Source organism: Mesorhizobium sp. B283B1A (assembly GCF_020165735.1).
In the GTDB taxonomy this organism is placed as follows: Bacteria; Pseudomonadota; Alphaproteobacteria; order Rhizobiales; family Rhizobiaceae; genus Mesorhizobium; species Mesorhizobium opportunistum.
This window is the reverse complement of sequence record NZ_JAIUIQ010000029.1, coordinates 1-18,814: the sequence shown is the minus strand read 5'-3', so window position 1 is coordinate 18,814 and position 18,814 is coordinate 1. Positions and strand designations below refer to the sequence as shown.

General features: G+C 60.4%; 14 protein-coding genes and 1 pseudogene. 2 read left to right on the top strand and 13 right to left on the bottom strand.

Annotated features, from left to right (window positions below):
- Nucleotides 1-87: 87 nt before the first annotated feature.
- The 9 genes from LB577_RS22630 to LB577_RS22590 form a co-directional block, all read right to left on the bottom strand.
- Nucleotides 88-1,536, bottom strand: a complete 1,449-nt coding sequence (locus tag LB577_RS22630) for a pectate lyase (protein WP_224688531.1) — start codon at nt 1,534-1,536, stop codon at nt 88-90.
- Between the two features lie 19 nt (nt 1,537-1,555).
- On the bottom strand, nt 1,556-3,655 hold the full coding sequence (locus LB577_RS22625; RefSeq protein ID WP_224688529.1) for a nucleoside-diphosphate sugar epimerase/dehydratase: 2,100 nt from the start codon (nt 3,653-3,655) through the stop codon (nt 1,556-1,558).
- A 304-nt stretch (nt 3,656-3,959) separates the two neighbouring features.
- Entirely contained in the window at nt 3,960-4,808 is an 849-nt protein-coding gene (locus LB577_RS22620; RefSeq protein ID WP_224688527.1) for a sulfotransferase family protein, read from the bottom strand.
- A gap of 17 nt (nt 4,809-4,825) precedes the next feature.
- Nucleotides 4,826-6,034: a glycosyltransferase family 4 protein gene (locus tag LB577_RS22615; RefSeq protein ID WP_224688526.1), complete on the bottom strand. Its 1,209-nt coding sequence runs from the start codon at nt 6,032-6,034 to the stop codon at nt 4,826-4,828.
- A gap of 6 nt (nt 6,035-6,040) precedes the next feature.
- Nucleotides 6,041-7,972 carry a sulfate adenylyltransferase subunit CysN gene (gene cysN / locus LB577_RS22610; RefSeq protein WP_224688524.1) on the bottom strand — a complete coding sequence of 644 codons (1,932 nt, stop codon included), beginning with the start codon at nt 7,970-7,972 and terminating at the stop codon, nt 6,041-6,043.
- Entirely contained in the window at nt 7,972-8,937 is a 966-nt protein-coding gene (gene cysD, locus LB577_RS22605; RefSeq protein WP_224688521.1) for a sulfate adenylyltransferase subunit CysD, read from the bottom strand. The genes cysN and cysD overlap by 1 nt, the downstream gene beginning before the upstream one ends.
- Nucleotides 8,938-10,311, bottom strand: a complete 1,374-nt coding sequence (locus LB577_RS22600; protein ID WP_411969324.1) for a lipopolysaccharide biosynthesis protein — start codon at nt 10,309-10,311, stop codon at nt 8,938-8,940.
- 484 nt (nt 10,312-10,795) lie between these two features.
- Nucleotides 10,796-11,644 (bottom strand): sulfotransferase domain-containing protein, encoded by an 849-nt coding sequence (locus LB577_RS22595; protein WP_013893312.1) that lies wholly within the window; start codon nt 11,642-11,644, stop codon nt 10,796-10,798.
- Nucleotides 11,638-12,831 (bottom strand): glycosyltransferase family 4 protein, encoded by a 1,194-nt coding sequence (locus LB577_RS22590; RefSeq protein ID WP_224688520.1) that lies wholly within the window; start codon nt 12,829-12,831, stop codon nt 11,638-11,640. Before LB577_RS22590 ends, LB577_RS22595 begins: the two co-directional genes overlap by 7 nt.
- 190 nt (nt 12,832-13,021) lie before the next feature.
- On the opposite strand from LB577_RS22590, the gene LB577_RS22585 reads away from it, so the two are divergent.
- On the top strand, nt 13,022-13,921 hold the full coding sequence (locus LB577_RS22585) for a formyltransferase family protein (protein ID WP_224688517.1): 900 nt from the start codon (nt 13,022-13,024) through the stop codon (nt 13,919-13,921).
- A gap of 37 nt (nt 13,922-13,958) precedes the next feature.
- On the opposite strand, the gene LB577_RS22580 is transcribed toward LB577_RS22585, so the two are convergent.
- From LB577_RS22580 to LB577_RS22565, 4 genes are all read right to left on the bottom strand, one after another.
- A complete protein-coding gene (locus LB577_RS22580; protein ID WP_224688515.1) occupies nt 13,959-14,987 on the bottom strand; it encodes an NAD-dependent epimerase/dehydratase family protein in 1,029 nt (342 codons plus the stop codon).
- A complete protein-coding gene (locus tag LB577_RS22575) occupies nt 14,984-16,333 on the bottom strand; it encodes a UDP-glucose dehydrogenase family protein (protein ID WP_224688513.1) in 1,350 nt (449 codons plus the stop codon). Before LB577_RS22575 ends, LB577_RS22580 begins: the two co-directional genes overlap by 4 nt.
- A gap of 243 nt (nt 16,334-16,576) precedes the next feature.
- Nucleotides 16,577-17,206 carry a peptidoglycan-binding domain-containing protein gene (locus LB577_RS22570; protein WP_224688512.1) on the bottom strand — a complete coding sequence of 210 codons (630 nt, stop codon included), beginning with the start codon at nt 17,204-17,206 and terminating at the stop codon, nt 16,577-16,579.
- A 94-nt stretch (nt 17,207-17,300) separates the two neighbouring features.
- A complete protein-coding gene (locus LB577_RS22565; RefSeq protein ID WP_023768907.1) occupies nt 17,301-17,978 on the bottom strand; it encodes a hypothetical protein in 678 nt (225 codons plus the stop codon).
- Nucleotides 17,979-18,497: 519 nt separating this feature from the next.
- Here LB577_RS22565 and LB577_RS22560 point away from each other — a divergent pair.
- Nucleotides 18,498-18,814 (top strand): annotated as a pseudogene (locus LB577_RS22560) (molybdate ABC transporter permease subunit); the annotation flags it as partial.

The following is an 18,814-nucleotide window of genomic DNA, read 5'->3' as shown; positions in this document are numbered from 1 at the left end:
GCTGAGTTTGCCGGCCTGACACGGCCAATCGGCGATCGCGAAGGCCCGGTCGAAATCTCGATATGGATTAGAGCGGACGACGTGCAGCTACTTCCCCGGCGCGGACGCCTGCGGCGAGATAAAACGACCGAGGGCAAACACGCCGTCGATAAAGTCCTGTCCCATTACAAAGCGGCCCTCGACCCAGCGCCCCTGGGCATCCTGACTGTCGATGAGCTGACGCACCTTGGAACTTAGGTCGCCGGGGCTCAACTCATCCATGCCGCTGATCCACAGCTGTTGGCGGGAAACCGTCAAGCCGCGCCTGGCAAGCTCCAGCCGGGCGAACACCGGCTCGATCTCGGGCCCCGTTTTCATCCCGTAGTGGTGCAGGAGGTTCTTGTCGTCGAAGGTCACCTGGTTATCATCGTCGATGTAGACCGGGCGGTTGGTGTTGAGTTCATAGAAACGTGCCCACTTGCCGTCGGGCAGGCGCGCCGCCAGCAACCATTTGGCGGCCGACTCCGCCGCGTCCAGCAGCCGCGCATCCTTGTTCTGCTCGTTCAACTCGATCAGGTAATCGATGTTGCCGGCGGTTTCGCGCGAGACCACGCCTGGTGGCTCGAACTTGCGGCCCCACACCGGCTGCATGGAACGATCATACTCCTGGGCCCAGCCCTGTTGCGGCGCGGGAAGCTGGGCCGCGAGGAGAAAATCGCCGACCTTTTCGGCTGCCTGGAGATATTTGGGATCACCATATGTACGGTAAGCGTTGAGAAAGAGACGGCCCATATCGCGAGGGAGATTGTCATTGACGATGAAGTAGGGCGGACTGTCGGGCTTCTGCCACTCGTGCGACCAACTGGCCGGAATGCTCGCCTTGGCGGCCGTCTCCACATCCGCACCCGGCGCGGCTCCCTTGAAGAAGACCGGAAAGGCCCCGTTCGGGTACTGCACCCGCATCAGTCGATGAAGCGCCTTGTCGATGCAGGACCGGACATCCGGATCCGAACCGCCGCTCGCCCAGTCGAACCACATCAGGAAATTCAGCACGCTCTGTGTGTTGTTGTCGTCGAGGACGGTCTCGTTGCGATGCGGATTGTCCTTGATGTCGTGACAGGCGTTTCCATCTGTCTTCAGTGAGCGATAACACCAGGTGGCCGCCTTTTTCGGGTCGGTCTCGATGCTGTAAAACCACCCGCCGGACTCCAGCTGCGTCTTGACCAGAGCCGTTGCCACGAGCTGGGCCGATTGAAGCCATCGCCTGTCGCCGGTAACCTCGAAAATGCGCAGGAAGGCAGCTCCGACCGCCGGCGTCCCAGGCGGCTGCACCCAGCCAACGCTCGTCGGCACGGCGCCGCCTTCGCCCATCCTCCTTTGGCCATCAAGCGAATATTTCCATACATAAGTTCCCGCCACACCGAGGTGGTCGCGGAAGTACGCGCCCGCGCGCTCGATCGCACCCCGTGCCTCGGCGATGGTCGGTTGAGGCTCGCCGGCCAGTGCGGTGCCGCAGGACAGCGCGACAACCAGAGCCGAAGCGATATGCCTTAGCACGGCCGCGCTCCCGCCGGCATCAGGCTGCTGCTTCGCGTGGAGGCGTGGCCGCCTTGGCCGAGCCGCGGATCACGTGAGGCACGAATGGCGTCGCTGTCGCCGCCGCAGGTTTTGTTTCCGGTCTGTGGTAGCTGGGAAGCAACCGGGCAACGAGGTCCAGCACGCCCCCGGTGTCGCCGGCTTTCGCCAGGCGGCGCAGTTGCGAAAATTCTTTGCGAAGGGTCTCGATCGGCACCGGATTGGGGACAGCGCCCAAGACCCCGGAGATCGGAACGTCGACACGTCTTTCTCTTTCGTCGAAGAGTTCCTCGAACAGCTTTTCTCCAGGCCGGCAACCGACAATCTTGATCTTGATGTCTTCATCCGGCCGAAACCCGGCGAGCTTGATCATGCGACGCGCCATGTCGATGATCTTGATTGGCGCCCCCATGTCCAGGACGAAGATTTCACCCTGTCCAAGGCTTTTCTCCAAGCCATGGGCCGATGCCTGCAAGGTGAGCTCAACCGCCTCCCTTATGGTCATGAAGAAGCGCTTCATCTCCATATCGGTTACGGTTAGCGGACCGCCATGGGCGAGCTGGCGCTTGAACAGCGGGATCAGCGACCCACTTGAACCCAGAACATTGCCGAAACGAACGGTCATGAAGCGGGCTGGAGTTTCGCCGGCGACAAAGGCCAGGTCCAGGGACTGGCAATAGAGTTCAGCCAGGCGCTTGGTGGCCCCCATGACGCTGGTGGTGTTCACGACCTTGTCCGTGGAGATCTGGACCATCGCCTTTGCACCGCAAAGGCGGGTCGCCTCTGCCACGTTCATCGTACCGATGACGTTGGTGAGAATGCCCTCACAGGGATTCAATTCGACCATCGGCACATGTTTGAGCGCCGCTGCATGGAAGACCAGGTCGACGCAATGCCGTTGGAAGATCTCGCCCAGGCGAGCCGGGTCGCGAACATCGCAGATGTATGGCTTGCGGTGCACATTCGGGAACTTCTCCGCCAGCTCCAGATCGATGGCGTATAGATTGTATTCGCTGTTATCGATCAGGATCAGTTCCGCCGGACCAAGCGCGGCAATCTGCTGTGTGAGCTCGCCGCCGATCGAGCCTCCGGCGCCGGTGACGACGATGCGGCTGTTTTCGATCATGCGGGACAACGCAGCTTTGTCGAGCACTGTCTGAGGCCTTTCCAGCAGGTCGGTAAGCTCGATCGGGCGCAACTCGAAGCGGCTCTCGTGCTTGGGATTGCGCAGCTCGAGGACGGGGGCCGGCCGCGAGACCGCAATGCCCAGGCGTTCGGCCCGGTCGATCAGCGCTTCGAGCGCCGGGTCGACGAGACCAGGCATCCTTTCGGTAAAGATCACGTGCCGGGGCTTGATGCCGCGGCCTTCGAGATCGCTGATCACCGTATCGAAGTCTTCGATGCTGCCCAGGACCGGCACGCCGCGCAGGAAATACCCCTCCGTCGTCGCGGCATTGTCGAGCAGGCCGACCGGCCAATGGCGTGCATCCGGATCCCGCTGCAGTGCCCGGATATAATGATCGGCCGCATCGCCTGCGCCGATCAGCAGCACGGGGACCATGTCGCGTCCGTTTCTCGCCCTGTTCGCGGCCGGGCCAAAACGGCCTGTCTCGACGAGCTTGGAGCGGATGCGGACCGAAATGAGCAGTGGCACCAGCAAGAGGACCTCGATCACCATCACCGAGCGCGGGATCGAATCGAGCCGTGTCGCCACAAACATCACGAACACGAAGGCGAGCGATGCGACGATTACCGCGCGCAGGATACCGAGCATGTCGCCGACCGAAGCATATCGCCAATTGCGGGTGTAGAGGCAGGTCACCGGGAAGACCACGGCGCACGTAAACAGGAAGCATGGAAGTGCGAAAAGCAGCGAGTGGTAGCTTTCCGGACTGGTGACGTCTCCATCAAGGCCCAACCGCATGAATGAAGCAAAGGACAGCGCCGCGAGCGCCATCGCCAGGTCGATGATGTAGAGATGAAGATTCTTGCCGACGGCCTTGGCGCGCCCGACCACCCTGCGGCGCAAGTAGGACAGAACATGAACGATGGTGCGTGGTTTGCTGACAAGACGGCCGACGGCGATTGCGGTGGCTATCAAAAGCGATTGGCCTCCGAGTGGACCGACTGCCTCAAACGGCTGATCTAACTGGCTCATCCTAAGACCTCGACAAAGCTTAGCCGCCGCGCTCCAGGAGCACGTCAAGATTATCGGCTGTTTGAACCCCGCAGACACAAATCCGCGCTTGCCAGGACCTTGTTCAATCAAGAACAGGTTGGCCTGCTATCGTTCGGATTCGAGGCTACGATTTATCGTTGCTATGGAGCGCCTTGCCTGCTTTTGGCGCAACACCTGCTTTTGTGCAGGGAGTAGCTATCGGAACCGCGAGAGGAACTTTCCCGAGTTAATCCAAAGAGGTACTTCCGCCAGTCTGGACAAGCCAGCCAGACAGGTCCCGCTGCACCAGTGCGCCAAGCTGCTCGACATCGGTTGCGTAAAAGTCGACGAGCTGGGATCGAAGCCTTGGGGGGAAAGGCGGATAGGCAATCTTTCCGGCCAGGGCACCCCGGGCCGCCTCGAAGAGAGAGGTGTTCCGGAAGGGACGAACCAGAGGTTTCAACGGCTTCATCATGTTGCGCAGCTGCGGTCCAACCATGGCTTCGCTGCGGTCCTTCACTTTTTTCGCCACCGGCAAAGCCACGTCGCTCTCAGGGAGGTTCAAAAACGTCCTGACCTTGCTCAACTGTTCGACAGGCCTTGCGACCGTTTCCTCGAAAAACAGAACCAGCAGCCGATCCTTCGGATAAAGATCCAGATAGGCCTGCAACTGTGCGCTGTAGAGGCCGCCGGCGAGAAAACGCCCAGGCGAATCCCTGCCCACGTCAAGGTAGGATTCTATGTCGCGGTCGACCTCGCCACGGCGAAAGAGCATGCAATAGTCCGAGTACGCACGTTCGACCGGATTGCGAAGCTGCACGATCAGCCTGACATGGGGGAGCAGCCGGTGAACCCGTTGCGGTGCCGACGGGGTGTCCAGGTAGGAGTTCGACTTTTCACCGACCAGCTGTCCAGGACGAGTTTTATGAAATTGGCGGAAGTACCAGTCGTCGCCGCGATCATAATGGCGACTGAAGTAATGCAGCTCGGGATCCGGCATGGTGACGTCCGGATCGGCCTGCAGCGACTGCTGCAGCCAGGTCGTGGCGCATTTCGCCGCGCCGATGATAAGGAAGTCGATATCCTCTGCCTGCATTTTAGAACCCTCTTGGATCATTTCTCACCTGTCGTACTGCAAGCCAAGCTGGCCGCCGCCGGAGTGCGGAGTGCTTGCCCATAAACTTCCATGACCTTTTCGACGTGCTGCTGCGTGCTATAGGAAAAGCAGGCTTGCTTGCGGGCCGCCTGGCTGATGCGTCCCCACAGCGAAGGGTCCGAAAGCAACCGCCGCAGCGGCTCCATGAAAGCTTTGGTGTCCTCCGGAGCGACCAGAAATCCCGTCCGTCCATTCTCGATGGCTTCCGGGTTGCCGCCGTGATCGGTCGCAACCACCGGCGTGCCGAGAAACATCGCTTCGATCAGGGTCCTTCCAAAAGGCTCCCCTATCGCGGGAACGACCAGAACATCCGTCGCCGCCAGGAATGGCTCGATAGGGCTGCGAAAGCCCATGAAACGCACAATCCGATCCAGCCCGCGCTCGACGCAAAGCGCGCGAGCGGCAAATTCAAGATCATGCGAGCCTGCCGGCGAGTTGCCGAACACGCAGCCGACGATCGGGATGTGCGGATGCTCGCGTCGGAAACGTTCAATGATGTTGATGAAGAGAAGCGGGCGCTTTCGCTCGATCAGGCCGCCAATGAAACTGAGAACGTGCGTGCCTGGCGCGAGGCCAAGCTCTTCCAGAAGCCTTGCCTTGGCCGCAGCCCTGTCAGGGATGTCCAACGGGTGGTCGAAGGGGCTATGGATGACGCTGAGGCGTCCGTTGAGGGATCTGATCGGATGCTTCGGCCGCGAGAATCGCGACACCGTCACCATGCGATCCGCAATGAACGGCCCGAGAATATTGGCGCCTTTTGCATCGGGATCGCCGCGATGATGCCAGACCAGCCGGGCGCCCGCAAACCGTGCGGCAATGCCCCAATTGATATGCGTTCTTCCATCATTGGTGTGAATGATGTCGAACCTCTGCTCCCGGATGAAGCGGCTCAAATGCGGCAGCGTGCTGGTCAAATAGGTGGCGACACCTCCCCAGGTCGTTCCTTTCGCGGGCAATGTCGTCAAAGGAGGCAAACCCATGAAGGGCTGGCCCTCCATCTTCAGAAAGTCTGCGAGCGGCCCCGTGATGTCCTGAAGCACCAGGACCGGTGCGACCCTTGAGGTGTCGAGATTCTGGACAAGCTTCAGTGCCGAGATGTGACTTCCGCCGACATCGTCACCGACAAATGGAAAGCAAACCCGAATTCGCCCGGTCTCAGCACTCATCGCCTGCTACCCGGTTGCGCTTCCAAGATAGCTGCCACGATCAAGGTAGCTGACGATCAGTTCGGCGGCCTCCTCGGCGCTCAAATCTGGGGTGATCGTGATATGAGCAGCCTCGGGGCGCTCATAGGGACTGCCGATGCCGGTGAAATTCTGTATCAATCCGTTTCGGGCGCGTTGATACAGACCCTTCGGGTCACGTCGCTCCGCCACTTCCAGCGGCGTATCGACAAAGATCTCGATAAACTGTCCTTCGCCGAAAAGGTCGCGCGCCATCCGGCGTTCCGCCCGGAATGGTGAAATGAAGGAAGCCAGCGCTATCAACCCCGCATCGACCATCAGCCTTGCGGTTTCAGCGACACGACGAATGTTCTCGACGCGGTCAGCGTCGGTAAAGCCGAGGTCCCGGTTCAGGCCGTGGCGGACATTGTCGCCATCCAGAAGGTACGTGTGCTTGCCGATCGCGTGAAGGCGCTTCTCAACGAGATTTGCGATCGTCGACTTGCCGGCGCCGGAGAGGCCGGTGAACCACAGCGCCGCCGGCTTTTGGCCCTTGGCGATCGCGCGAGCGTTCATGTCCACGTCCAGCGCCTGCCAATGAATGTTGCTTGCCCTGCGCAGGCTGAAGTCGATCATCCCGGCGCCGACCGTGTGATTGGTCATCCGGTCGATGACGATGAAAGCACCAGTCTCATGCACCCGGCTGAAGGGATCGAAAGCAAGCGGCGCCTGTGTCATCAAGTTGATGACGCCAACTTCGTTCTTCTCGAGCGTTTTCGTGGCGAGCTTCGCGAATTTGTTGATGTCCAGCCTGTGTTTGATGTGCGTGACGCTTGCCCCCACGACGCTGGTGGCAAGCTTGATGAGATAGGGACGGCCGGGGATCAATGGCTCGTCATGCATCCAGAGCAGATGCGCGGCAAACTGGTCGGAGACTTCCGGTCGCTCGGCCGCGGCTGCCAGAACATCACCGCGGGAGACATCGATCTCGTCCTCGAGCATCAGCGTGACCGCCTCGCCGGCGCCGGCTTCGGAGAGGTCGCCATCGAAGGTGACAATTCGCTTCACCAGGCTCGTGACGCCTGAGCGCGCCACCGCCACGCGGTCTCCCGGCCTCACCACCCCGGCCGCGATCGTGCCGGCAAACCCGCGGAAGTCGAGGTTGGGGCGATTGACCCATTGCACCGGCATCCGGAACGGGGCCGCACGGCGGTCGCTGTCGACCTCGACGGACTCCAGATACTCGACGAGTGTCGGGCCCTGATACCAGGGCAGTTTCGCGCTTCTGGAACGAACATTGTCGCCATAACGGGCAGACAGGGGGATGGTCTGCAGCGAGTGGAAGCCGAGCGGTTCCGCGAAACTTCGATAGGACGCCTCGATCTCATCGAACACGGCCTGCGAATAGCCAATCAGGTCGATCTTGTTGATCGCCAGAACGACGTGCCGGATTCCGAGCAGGGAGACGATGAAGGAATGCCGGCGGGTCTGGGTGAGGATCCCCTGCCGCGCATCGACAAGGATGACCGCGAGGTCGGCATTGGATGCGCCGGTGGCCATGTTGCGGGTGTATTGCTCATGGCCGGGTGTGTCGGCGACGATGAACTTGCGCTGCTCGGTGGCGAAGAAGCGATAGGCCACATCGATCGTGATGCCTTGTTCGCGCTCGCTGGCGAGGCCGTCAACCAGAAGCGCGAAGTCGAGATCGTCGCCCGTCGTGCCGTGTCGCCGGGAATCGGCCGCAAGGGCCGAAAGTTGATCCTCCATCAGCAGCTGGGTGTCGTAGAGCAGCCTGCCGATCAGTGTCGACTTGCCGTCGTCCACGCTGCCGCAGGTGAGAAACCGCAACAGGCTTTTCCGCTCATGGGCATGAAGATGCTGGGAAGCGGCCTGGCTCTCCAGGGAAGCTTCGAGATCCGCGATTTGAGCAACACCAAGCATCAGAAGTACCCCTCACGCTTTTTCTTTTCCATCGATGCCGCCTCGTCGTGATCGATCAAACGGCCCGACCGCTCGGACGTCCGGGTGGCAAGTGTTTCCTGAAGCACTTCGGAAAGAGTAGCGGCCGTGCTTTCGGTGGCCGCGGTCAGCGGATAGCAACCAAGGGTGCGGAAACGCACCGAACGCATTTCGGGCACCTCGCCCGGGCGTAGCGGCAGACGGTCGTCGTCCACCATGATCCACTGTCCGTTGCGCTCCACCACCGGGCGCTTTGCGGCAAAGTAGAGCGACACGATGGGGATCTTCTCCCTCATGATGTATTGCCAGATATCGGTTTCGGTCCAATTCGAGAGGGGGAAGACGCGAACGGATTCGCCGGGCCTCAGGCGGCCGTTGTAGAGGTTCCACAACTCCGGGCGCTGGTTCTTCGGATCCCAGCCATGATTCTCGCTGCGAAGCGAAAACACCCGCTCTTTCGCGCGGCTTTTCTCTTCATCTCGCCGTGCCCCGCCAAAAGCGGCATCGAAACCGAACGAGGACAGCGCCGATTTCAACGCTTCCGTCTTCATGATCTGCGTGTAGATCGACGAGTTGTGGGTAAACGGCGTGATGCCCTCGGCAAGACCGGCTTCGTTGCGACGCACCAGCAGGTCCAGGCCAAGCCGCGCGACGGTTTCATCGCGGAAACGGATCATTTCCTTGAACTTCCAGGTGGTATCGATGTGGAGCAAGGGAAACGGCAGCTGCGAAGGGTAGAAGGCTTTCATCGCCAGATGCAGCATCACCGCCGAGTCCTTGCCCACGGAATACAACATCACGGGGTTGCGCAATTCGGCCGCCACCTCGCGGATGATGTGGATCGATTCAGCCTCGAGCCGCTGCAGATGCGTAAGGGTCGGCGATGACGGACCAGGGCGTCGCGACGCTATGGGCACGGTGGTTGAAGCTTGGGTCGCAAGGGTCATCTAGATTGCCTTTGAAGGAGAAAGATCTGCCTGATCGAGGCTGTCCACCGGCCTGGTCAGCCTGTCGGAGTGGGTGGTCTTCAACGCTTGTTTCAATGAAAGGGCCAAGCCCGCGGTCCACAATATGCCCAGCACGATGTGGGCGATGTTGCCGCCCATCGCACCGATGCGCGGGATCAGCAGAAGTGCCGTGATGTGGAAGGCGGCCGTCGCAACGACGACGATCCGCAACACCTCGCGCTGCTTGCCCATGGCCAGCAGTGCGGAGCGGGCAGCGGAGCCCGAAAGCACGAACGCGACCGCCACCATCTGCACGATGACGAGGTTGGCCGCGCCGAGAAAAGCAGGCCCCGCGGTCCACATGAGCAGCGGCCGGACGAACGCCGCGACGACCAATATGCAGAGTATGCCAAAGCCGAACAGCATGGCTTCGGCTTGAAAGACCGCGCGTTTGAATTTTCCGATGCTTCCCTGCGCCCAAAAGCGGGCCACGTCGGGATAGAGAACATTCTGGACCTGTGGGCCGACCTGCTGGCCGACGCGCCCTATGCGCTTGGCGATTTGGTACAAGCCCGCTGAAGCCGGGTCGGCGAGGAAACCGACCAGCAGTGTATCGAGTTCCTGGGCACTCACGCGCAAAGTCAGCGAAATGTTCGAAGACCAGGCGAAATTCCAGATGCCGGGAAAGCGGCTTGTGATTCCGGTCAAAGGGGCCCGCAGGATCTTGCGAACGCCCTGCCTGTGCAGCGCGCGCATCGTCAGCGTCAAGAGTGTCAGGGACCCGAGGATCTGTGTTCCCGCCCAAACCACGGTGAAATAGGCGAGATCAGCCTTGAGCAGCACCCCAAGCAAGCACAGCAAAACCCGCAAAACCGCATTGAGCAGCTGGCCGTAGGCCAGGAGACGGAAGTTGCCGGCCATGCGCTGCACCGCGACCGGAACGCCTGAGATCTGGAACAGCAGGACGCTGGAATACAGGACAAGAAGCTGCACGACTTCCGCGGACCAACCGAAGAACGGCGCGACGAGAAGTGCGGCGCCCATGGCGATGACCCAGGCGCAAACGGCGGCGCCAACATCGATAAGCAGGCCAAATTTCATGAGAATGCGCAGTGCATCGCGATCCGAGGACGCGTCCAGGCCCGCCGCATATTTGATGATTGGCTGCCACGACTGGAAACTGACAACGCGCTCGACAACCCGGGTGAACGCGATAATCAATGCAAGCTGGCCATAGTTCGCCACGCCAAGGGCGCGCGCCGAAAGCGCAAAAGCCACGAGGCCGAGCAATGAACCGAGAAAATTGCCCGTCAAAAGGTGTGCGATATTGGCCAGGCGCGTGCGGCCGGCGCTCCTGCGTTTGAGGGCCTCCATCACACGTCCGATCAGTCCTGTGGTCATCGCTATGGTTGCCAAACTCACCCCACACTCCGTCCTTGCGGAGCAATGCAGATCCAGGATTCGCGCCAGATCGCTGCTGGCGTCACCCATCATCGGCGGAAAAGAAGAGCCCGCCACAACCAAGTTTGGCTCTGTAGCAACCTCAATCAGTCAGCATCTGATCGCTGCTACGACTGATGGCCTAGCCCATTAGCGGTAAGGAAATCCCGGGCGCGTCGCGTGGTCATGTATTCGACCCGCATAGTGTGTCTCACCGCAGATACGCCGGCACGATGCGCCGCGTGCCTGCCAGCCTTGCAGATCGAACGATCGTGGGGTGAATGACGAACACGAAGTTGAGACGCTGAACCCATGCAGAGCGCTTAAGGCTGCCGTCTTCGCCGCAGGCTGCGGCAACCGCGATCCGGACGATCCCGGGGGCGAGACAGGCTCGAACTGACGAACCTAGGACAAGCCTTCAATTGTACCGCGAGAAGTGGATTCCACCGCGGCAAAGCAACTCCTTGGCGGCCGAGGTCAACCACTCGGAGCAGGTCCGTTCAATCAGTTCGGCTTGCGCGTCGGTGAGGTAGTCGGCGAAGCCTCCTACCTTTCCGCGGCGCATGCGCCGACTTTCGGCATCGCCTCTGTCATACACATGCGCCGGCAGGCCCCCCGCCACCTCATGTTCACGCATCGCTTCAAAACGAGAAGCCTCGATGGCCTCCTCGAGGTCAGCTGCGGACGGATCGTGCCGTAAGAATCTCAGAATGCGCGAGGACGTGCCGACAGGGTCACCGGTCAGTTCTTCATAGCTCAAGACGGCATGCCTGTGATGCTTCAGGCCCTTCGCCCAGCTGTTCAAATACACGATAAGGGCCGGCAGGCCCTGCTGATAGTCGCAGATGAAAGCATCCATATCGCCTTCGAATCGATGCTTGTGGCGCGTCGCGTGGAAATAGGCTGACACCACAACGTCGCGAGGATCGCGAACCATGAAAATGACCGGCCGGTGCAAGAACAGCATATGCCTGTAGTTGAGGTGCGAAACGAGGATAAGCGGCACCCGGGAGCGCTGTTCAGTGTAACGGAAAGCCGGAATCCCACGCTCCGGATCAAGGTCGAAGTTTGGAAGGACTTCGAACATGCGGAAGAGGTCGACATTTCCGTCGTGAGCCGTCCGACTGAAATAGTCCGACAGGATATGCCTGAACCAGGTCCGCCCGGATTTCGGGTAAGAGACGAGGAACGCGTCCGCCCCGGATGCGGCCCAGGTCATCTTGATGCGCGTTTCCATTTTGCGCAGGGCGCGCTGGGTGGTTAGCATGGCGAGAGCTCTTCATTGCCGCGCGCCGCCAGGACGGCGTGAATGACCTGGTCCCAATTCTGCATCACATATTCAGGCGTGAACCTTGCAGCACTTGCCGCTGCGGCCGCGCCGAGTTTTTTGCGGAGCGGTTCATCGCCAAGCAGCCGCCGCAGGCCCTGCGCGAGCGCATCGACACTTCCGTTCTCGACGAGAAGTCCATCCTTCTCATTATCGACCATCTCGCGGGGACCCCACTGGCAGTCGAAGGATATGACGGGCAGGCCGGCCGCCATTGCCTCGAGCAGCACGATCCCCCAACCTTCGTAGCGGGACGAAAGGACAAAGGCGTCGGCGGTCTCCACCCAGATGCCAGGCCGGCTGGTTACCCCGGGCATTTCAACGCAACCCTGTAAGCCCAGGCGATCCCGCTCGGCTTCCAGTTCGGCACGGTCGGGACCTTCGCCCCAGATGACCAGCTTCCATTCGGGAAAATCGCGGCGGATGTTGGCGAATGCCTTCAGCAGCAGGTCGAAGCCTTTCTGCGGGACCAGGCGGCCGACAGCGACGAGCACGGCGCCGTTCCGGCGCGGTTTGCCTGTTGCGGGAAGATCGACGGGATTGGGAATAACCCAGCTTCGCCTTCGCATGGCAGGGCTGAAGTAGTTCAGCGCGCCAGTGGTCATGGTGACCAATCCGAAGGCGGATGGATAAAGCTTTGCCCGAAGGAACCGCCAGACGGGGCCCACGTCCTGCAGCGCAGGATTGTTGCGCTCCGAAACCACGACGTCGAGACCGAGCCCCCGGCTTGCCGCCAGCGACATCACGTTCGTGCGCGTGAGAAAGCTCAGGACCACATCCGGAGCCAGTTTCTTGAGCGTTCGACGCAGGAGAAATATCCGGCGTGCGCTTGCGCCAATTGCCCCCAGCCTGGACCGCTTCATCTGCGGCAATCCCAACCGCTCTATCCTGACCGCGGGATCGAAATGATAGTAAGGCGGGGGACCGGGGGCCTCGAATGTAACCAGCGTCACATGCCAGCCTCTTGCCGCCCACTGGTTGGCGAGAACATTGACGACATGTTCGGTGCCGCCGGCGCCCAGTCCAGGCAGGACGATCACCACGTGCGGCCGGTTGAAGCCGACGCGCAGGGGTTCACCCGCGACGGCATCACGATCCAGAAGTGTCAGGCTGGCGCCACAGTCCATCAACCGTTCCAATCTCAACTCCGATCCACCCAACTATCTAGCTTTTTGCCGCTGCGAAGAGTTGCACATTGGGATGCATCGGAGACGACCGGTTACCTCTAAAGTTGGACTTGGGCGTAGGATCGAACCGCACAATAGAAAAGGTCAGTGTCTCACTGTCGCGGCGGCACTGTATTGGAGTCCGGATTTCATGCGCATAGCCTTTGTCGGTGCGGTAGAAGGGTCCCGTGTTGCGTTTGACGCGCTCGTCGAAGCGGGCATGGCTCCCTCGCTGCTTGTCACCTTGGCGGACGAAGCTTCCGCACGCCATTCCGATTTCGTCGATCTGTCAGGTCCGGCACGCGCAGCGGGAGCCTCGGTCCATCTGACCAGGAACATCAACGCGCCCGACACAATCGCCTGGCTCGCGGAAGGACGCCCCGATTTGACGCTGGTCGTCGGTTGGTCGCAGATCTGCCGAGCCGAATTTCGTGCGATCGCCCGCCTTGGGTCGATAGGCTTCCATCCGGCCCCACTGCCGCGCTTTCGGGGCAGGGCGGTGATCCCGTGGACGATCATCGCCAACGAGAAGGAGACCGGGTCCACATTTTTTCGGCTCGATGAAGGCGTCGATAGCGGTCCCATTGTAATGCAGAAGCTTTTTCCGGTGGCGGAGGACGAGACCGCGCGTTCGCTTTACGAAAAGCACAAGCAGGCCCTGCGGGAAATGACACCTCTCGTCGTGTCGGCGATCGCTCGCGACAACAGCGTCGGCGTCGTGCAGGATGACTCGCTCGCCAGCTACTGCGCCAAGCGTTCGGCGGACGACGGATCGATAGATTGGACGCAAACGGCTGAAAGCATTCTTCGCCTTGTCCGCGCTGTCGGCGACCCCTATCCAGGCGCCTTCACTCTCGACGGGGGCAGCAAGATCTTCGTCGACCAGGCACGCATGTTTGCGGGGCGAGGGCGCTACATAGGGCTGAGTGGCCAAGTCCAGGCTCACACTGGCAGCGGTTTTGCCGTGCTTTGCGGCGACGGAGAAACCATTGAGGTGACATCCTGGCGCGGTACCAAGCCCAAGGTACACGCCAAGCTGGTGTCGGCCTGAGGGCCGTGTTCGCTGCCTGCTTGGAGCGAAGGAATGCCTACGCTGCGATTGTCGGGCGCGAGGGTCGTTCTTGCAGATACCAGCGCACGAAGGCAGCCACACCGTCCTCGACGCTGGTCTCGGGGCGAAAGCCTGTCAGGGCCTGCAGGAGGCGCGGGTCGGCATATGTCACCGACATGTCGCCTGATTGCATCGGCAGGCTCTTGCGGATGGCGCGTTTGGCGAGGCAGTTCTCGATTGTCTCGATGAAAGACAACAGCTCCACCGGCTGGCCGCCGCCTATGTTGACTACACGCCATGGCGCCACGGGTGACAGCGTATCGACGACATCAGGGCCTGACACCGGCTGGCCGGAAACGGGCGCGCATCCGATGAGCCGAACGATGGCTTCAACAAGATCGTCGACATAGGTGAAGTCGCGTCTCATCGCGCCTTCGCCATAGATTTCAATCGGGCGACCGTTCTCGATGGCGTCAACGAATTTGAAGAGCGCCATGTCGGGTCGGCCCCAGGGGCCATACACGGTGAAGAAGCGGAAGGACGTCGTTGGAATCTGGAAAAGATGCGAATACGAATGTGACATCGCCTCCACCGCCTTCTTTGTGGCGGCGTAGAACGTCAGCGGCCAATCGGTCTGGTCGGTCTCAACGAACGGGGTTGTATCATTCGCGCCGTAGACCGAGCTGGTGGAGGCAAGCAGCAGATGCCTTGGCTTTAGATCGCGGGCAAGCTCAAGCACGTTGAAGGAACCGACCAGATTGCTGTCGGTGTAGCTTCGCGGATTGTCGATCGAGTATCGCACGCCGGCCTGCGCGGCCAGATGGACAATCACATCGGGCTTCGCCGAGTCTGCCGCCCGCCGCAGGGCGTCCATGTCTTCCAACTGTCCGATGTGGAAGCGAAAGGCGCCGTATCGCTGCAGCAGCGCATGTCGGGATTGCTTCAACGTAACGTCGTAATAAGGCGTCATCCCGTCGAAGCCGGTCACGCAGTGACCTTCGTCCAGCAGGCGGCGCGCCAGATGAAATCCGATAAATCCTGCGGTTCCGGTGACGAAATACCTCATTCGGCGGCCGCGGCAAAAACAGATCCGTCTTCTGCCACACCCTCGCCGATGTTGACGTACTCGAAGCCATGCTTACAGACCTCTTCGCGCCTGTAGATGTTGCGAAGGTCGACCACAAGCTGCTTCGACATGGAGCGTGACAGGCGTTCAAAATCCAGGGCGCGGAACTGGTTCCACTCGGTGACGATCACCAAGGCATCAGCGCCCTTGGCACATTCGTATACTCCCTTCGCGTAATCGACGCTCGCACCGAGCATGAGCTTGGCCTGTTCCATGCCTTCCGGGTCATACACGCGGACATGCGCTCCAAAATCGATCAAAGCCTGGATGATCGAGAGGGAGGGCGCGTCACGGACATCATCCGTATTGGGTTTGAATGTGAGGCCGAGCACGGCTATCGTCTTTGCGCGTACGTTGCCGCCGCAGGCGAGGACGATCCTGCGGGCCATGGTTCGCTTTCGCTGGTCGTTCACGGCGACGGTTGTTTCGATCAGCCGGAGCGGCGCACCGCTATCTTGCGCCGTCTTGACGAGAGCCAGCGTATCCTTGGGAAAACAGGATCCCCCGTACCCTGGGCCTGCATGCAGGAATTTCGAGCCAATGCGATTGTCGAGCCCGATACCGCGCGCCACCTCCTGCACGTTCGCGCCCACGTTCTCGCAAAGATCCGCCATCTCGTTGATAAAGGTAATCTTGAGCGCCAGGAAGGCGTTGGCCGCATATTTTATCAGTTCTGACGTGCGACGTCCGGTGAACATGATCGGCGCCTGGTTGAGATAGAGCGGCCGGTACACTTCCGCCATCACCTCGCGGCTGCGTTCGTCCGACGGCAGGCCGATAACGATCCTGTCGGGGCGTTTGAAATCGTCGATGGCAGCCCCTTCGCGAAGGAATTCCGGGTTCGACACAATTGCTACATCCGCCGTCGGATTGCAGTTGCGGATAATCCGTTCGACTTCATCTCCGGTCCCCACCGGCACTGTGGATTTGACACAGACCACCGTGAAGCCGCGAACCGCGGCCGCGATTTCCCGCGCCGCCTCGTAAATATAGGAAAGATCGGCGTGACCGTCGCCTCGCCGCGAAGGCGTCCCGACGGCAATGAACACCACATCCGCGTCTGCGACCGCTGGCGCGAGTTCGCTGCTGAAGGCGAGCTGCCCTGTCGCGGAATTCTTGCTGACGAGGTCTTCGAGACCGGGCTCAAAGATCGGCATTCTTCCAGCTTGAAGATCGACAATTTTTGCTTCTGCCTTGTCGATGCAGACGACTTTGTGACCAAAGTCAGCCAAGCATGCTCCAGACACGAGACCGACATACCCTGAGCCGACAACCGCAATGCGCATGAACTCGCCACCCCTGATGATGATGCCGCTCGATTAAGCCTGCAGCGATCAAGAAAATGGAGCGCGAAATCGGGTATGGCATTACCTCTTCCGAGACCGCCGCGATCTGAAAATGTCGGCCAGCGCGGTTTGACTACGCTTAATGTGGATGGTCGTCCCGAGCGATACTCCCCGCCAGAACGTCAACGAAGGACAGGTGTCCAGTTGCCTTCGGCGCCTGTTCGCAAACGCAGTTGAAATGGTTCACTGTTGTCCGTCTCCGTTCAATGCTTTCACGAGAGTGCATTGAGACGGGCGGAATTTCGCGGTCGATGCAGCAGCGAACGCTTGGTCCATGGCTGATTTCCGGCTCAAGCCATTGTGCAGGAACATCTGCCCTTTGTTTCGAAAGAGACCTCGCTGCTCACAAAAAACGGCAGCAGACCACCCTGGGCCGCTCCGATCTACGGAATTGGAGACGTACGAACAATCGTCGGGCCGAGACGATTTCTTCTGGCACCCCGCCAAGGCCTTTTTGGCTGCTTCTACCCCGGAGCGATGTCCCCAAACCGCGATCCAGGTTCCGTCCGTTGATCCGGATATCGCTTCCCAAGCGTGTTTGCCGGGATCGAAACGCATCAGCTGATCGAACTCTTTCTTCGTCAATTCCGCGGTCTGCGGCCGCTTCGCCTGTCGCTGCCAGGCTCTCAGAGCGTCCAACGTCCGCTGACCAATCCTGCCGTCGGGAATACGAGTCAGGAAATTGCTCTCGAACAGCCGCGCTTGGGCTCGATAGATTTCTGCCTGGCTCAGTTGGGACTGCGCAATGGAGTGTTCCGACATCATCATCAGCGCCAAGCACAGCGCGCCGGCCCTGGCACGGTGACTTTTCATCGATCTCTCCACTCTGGCGGTATTGGTTGGAGCGCCCCCTCATTTCCGTGGCCGCAATGGAGACCTGCCGACAGGCCCGGCTCATGCGACGAAGTCAATGCGCGTAGTTGGGAGCCCGGTTTGTCTTCGAACCAGCAGTTGCAATGGTGGCCGGTTTTGCGAAGAGGAAAGCTCCATCCTGGGAAAACAGATCCACCGGCATCATTTGGAATTCGCGCTGCGAGTGCGGTACGTCCAATTCCCTATCGACAATACGCCAGAGGTTGTCGAAGAATGACCCGTCGGCAAGCCGTACACTTCCCCCCTTCAGCGGCTTGGTGGAGGAGAAGACCGTTGCGGGATTGGCCCACATGTCGGCGATTGCCACGTCATAGTAACCAGGATGGGTGGCGTTGGGCTTGATGATGGCGAAGGGCGTGTTCTTTTCAGGCCAGCCTATCCGTCCGACAGTCAGGCATTCGCCCGGCTCAGGCAATCTTGCCTTCACCAGGTAGGCCAGCGCCGCATCGATGCCGCCGATTTCGGAAACGACGTGTGCCGTCAACCCCGCCCGGGCCAGGTGCATCAACTCTTGCGCCTGTCGCTCATAGATATCGGCCAATGTCAGGAAAGCCAGCCATTGCTGGTGTGGGCAGTCATGCTTGGCTTGGCAGAGAAGCCGTCCCGCCTCCAAGGCGGATTCGATCCTCCTTTTATCCGCTTCAGCGAACGCTTCTCGCGCCGGGCGGATGTGTTCTGCCAGTTTCATCAGTTCTTTTGAAATGCTCTCCATTTCCTTCTCCTCCCCGATCGATGTCCAGCCAGCCCCCTTATTATTACGTTGGCTTGGCCCTACGCAGAACTCCTCCAAGAGTATTGCTAGAGATGCTATTAAGGCTCACCCCACCTATTCTGTTGGGGATGGCTATACTTTCGGCTTCACCTGCCTGTTGCCTTTCATGTCGACATTCGACAGCGGAGCGCTGCAGATCGGGCATGGTGGTCCATGGCAGGACACTTCGATATCGCACCCGCATATGCCGGCGCGTGTTCCAGCGGTGGAGTATGAGCCGATTGAAAATGGGGTCGCCCTTATCATTTCGGGGAGGGGGCCTACCCGGCCTAGCCCGGTTATCCGCTCACTAAGTGGTAGCTGTACGACCGCAAAAATTCCGAATGGCAACGGAGGCGAAATTCCACTGAGCGAATAGACGTAGTGGCAGGGATCGTTCAAACAACTTGCGCACGCCAACCTCTTGGAGCTTTTAGCGGGAGCAATCCTGGTTGAGCGGGAGGGACTCCCCTGAACTCGATGACCGCAACATTCGCGACCACAGCACCCGCGCAGGCGGGGTGGCGGTTCAGGCAGCCGAGCGTCATTCCGGGTTTCGGATTGACGCTCGGCTTGTCGCTTGCCTACCTCACCCTCATCATCCTCATCCCGCTGTCCGGGCTGGTCTGGCGCTCGGCCGCGCTTGGCTGGACCGATTTCTGGGCGATCGCCACCGACCGCCGCACCATCAATGCGCTGGAAATCAGCTTCGGCACCGCTTTTGTCGCGGCGATCGTCAATGTCGTCTTCGGCACGCTGGTCGCCTGGGTGCTGGTGCGCTACCGCTTTCCCGGCCG

Coding starts and splice junctions, on each gene's coding strand:
- LB577_RS22620 (WP_224688527.1), bottom strand. CDS start 4,808: ATGCAGGCAGAGGATATCGACTTCCTTATCATCGGCGCGGCGAAATGC.
- LB577_RS22615 (WP_224688526.1), bottom strand. CDS start 6,034: ATGAGTGCTGAGACCGGGCGAATTCGGGTTTGCTTTCCATTTGTCGGT.
- cysN (WP_224688524.1), bottom strand. CDS start 7,972: ATGCTTGGTGTTGCTCAAATCGCGGATCTCGAAGCTTCCCTGGAGAGC.
- cysD (WP_224688521.1), bottom strand. CDS start 8,937: ATGACCCTTGCGACCCAAGCTTCAACCACCGTGCCCATAGCGTCGCGA.
- LB577_RS22600 (WP_411969324.1), bottom strand. CDS start 10,311: ATGGAGGCCCTCAAACGCAGGAGCGCCGGCCGCACGCGCCTGGCCAAT.
- LB577_RS22595 (WP_013893312.1), bottom strand. CDS start 11,644: ATGCTAACCACCCAGCGCGCCCTGCGCAAAATGGAAACGCGCATCAAG.
- LB577_RS22590 (WP_224688520.1), bottom strand. CDS start 12,831: ATGGACTGTGGCGCCAGCCTGACACTTCTGGATCGTGATGCCGTCGCG.
- LB577_RS22585 (WP_224688517.1), top strand. CDS start 13,022: ATGCGCATAGCCTTTGTCGGTGCGGTAGAAGGGTCCCGTGTTGCGTTT.
- LB577_RS22580 (WP_224688515.1), bottom strand. CDS start 14,987: ATGAGGTATTTCGTCACCGGAACCGCAGGATTTATCGGATTTCATCTG.
- LB577_RS22575 (WP_224688513.1), bottom strand. CDS start 16,333: ATGCGCATTGCGGTTGTCGGCTCAGGGTATGTCGGTCTCGTGTCTGGA.
- LB577_RS22570 (WP_224688512.1), bottom strand. CDS start 17,206: ATGAAAAGTCACCGTGCCAGGGCCGGCGCGCTGTGCTTGGCGCTGATG.
- LB577_RS22565 (WP_023768907.1), bottom strand. CDS start 17,978: ATGGAGAGCATTTCAAAAGAACTGATGAAACTGGCAGAACACATCCGC.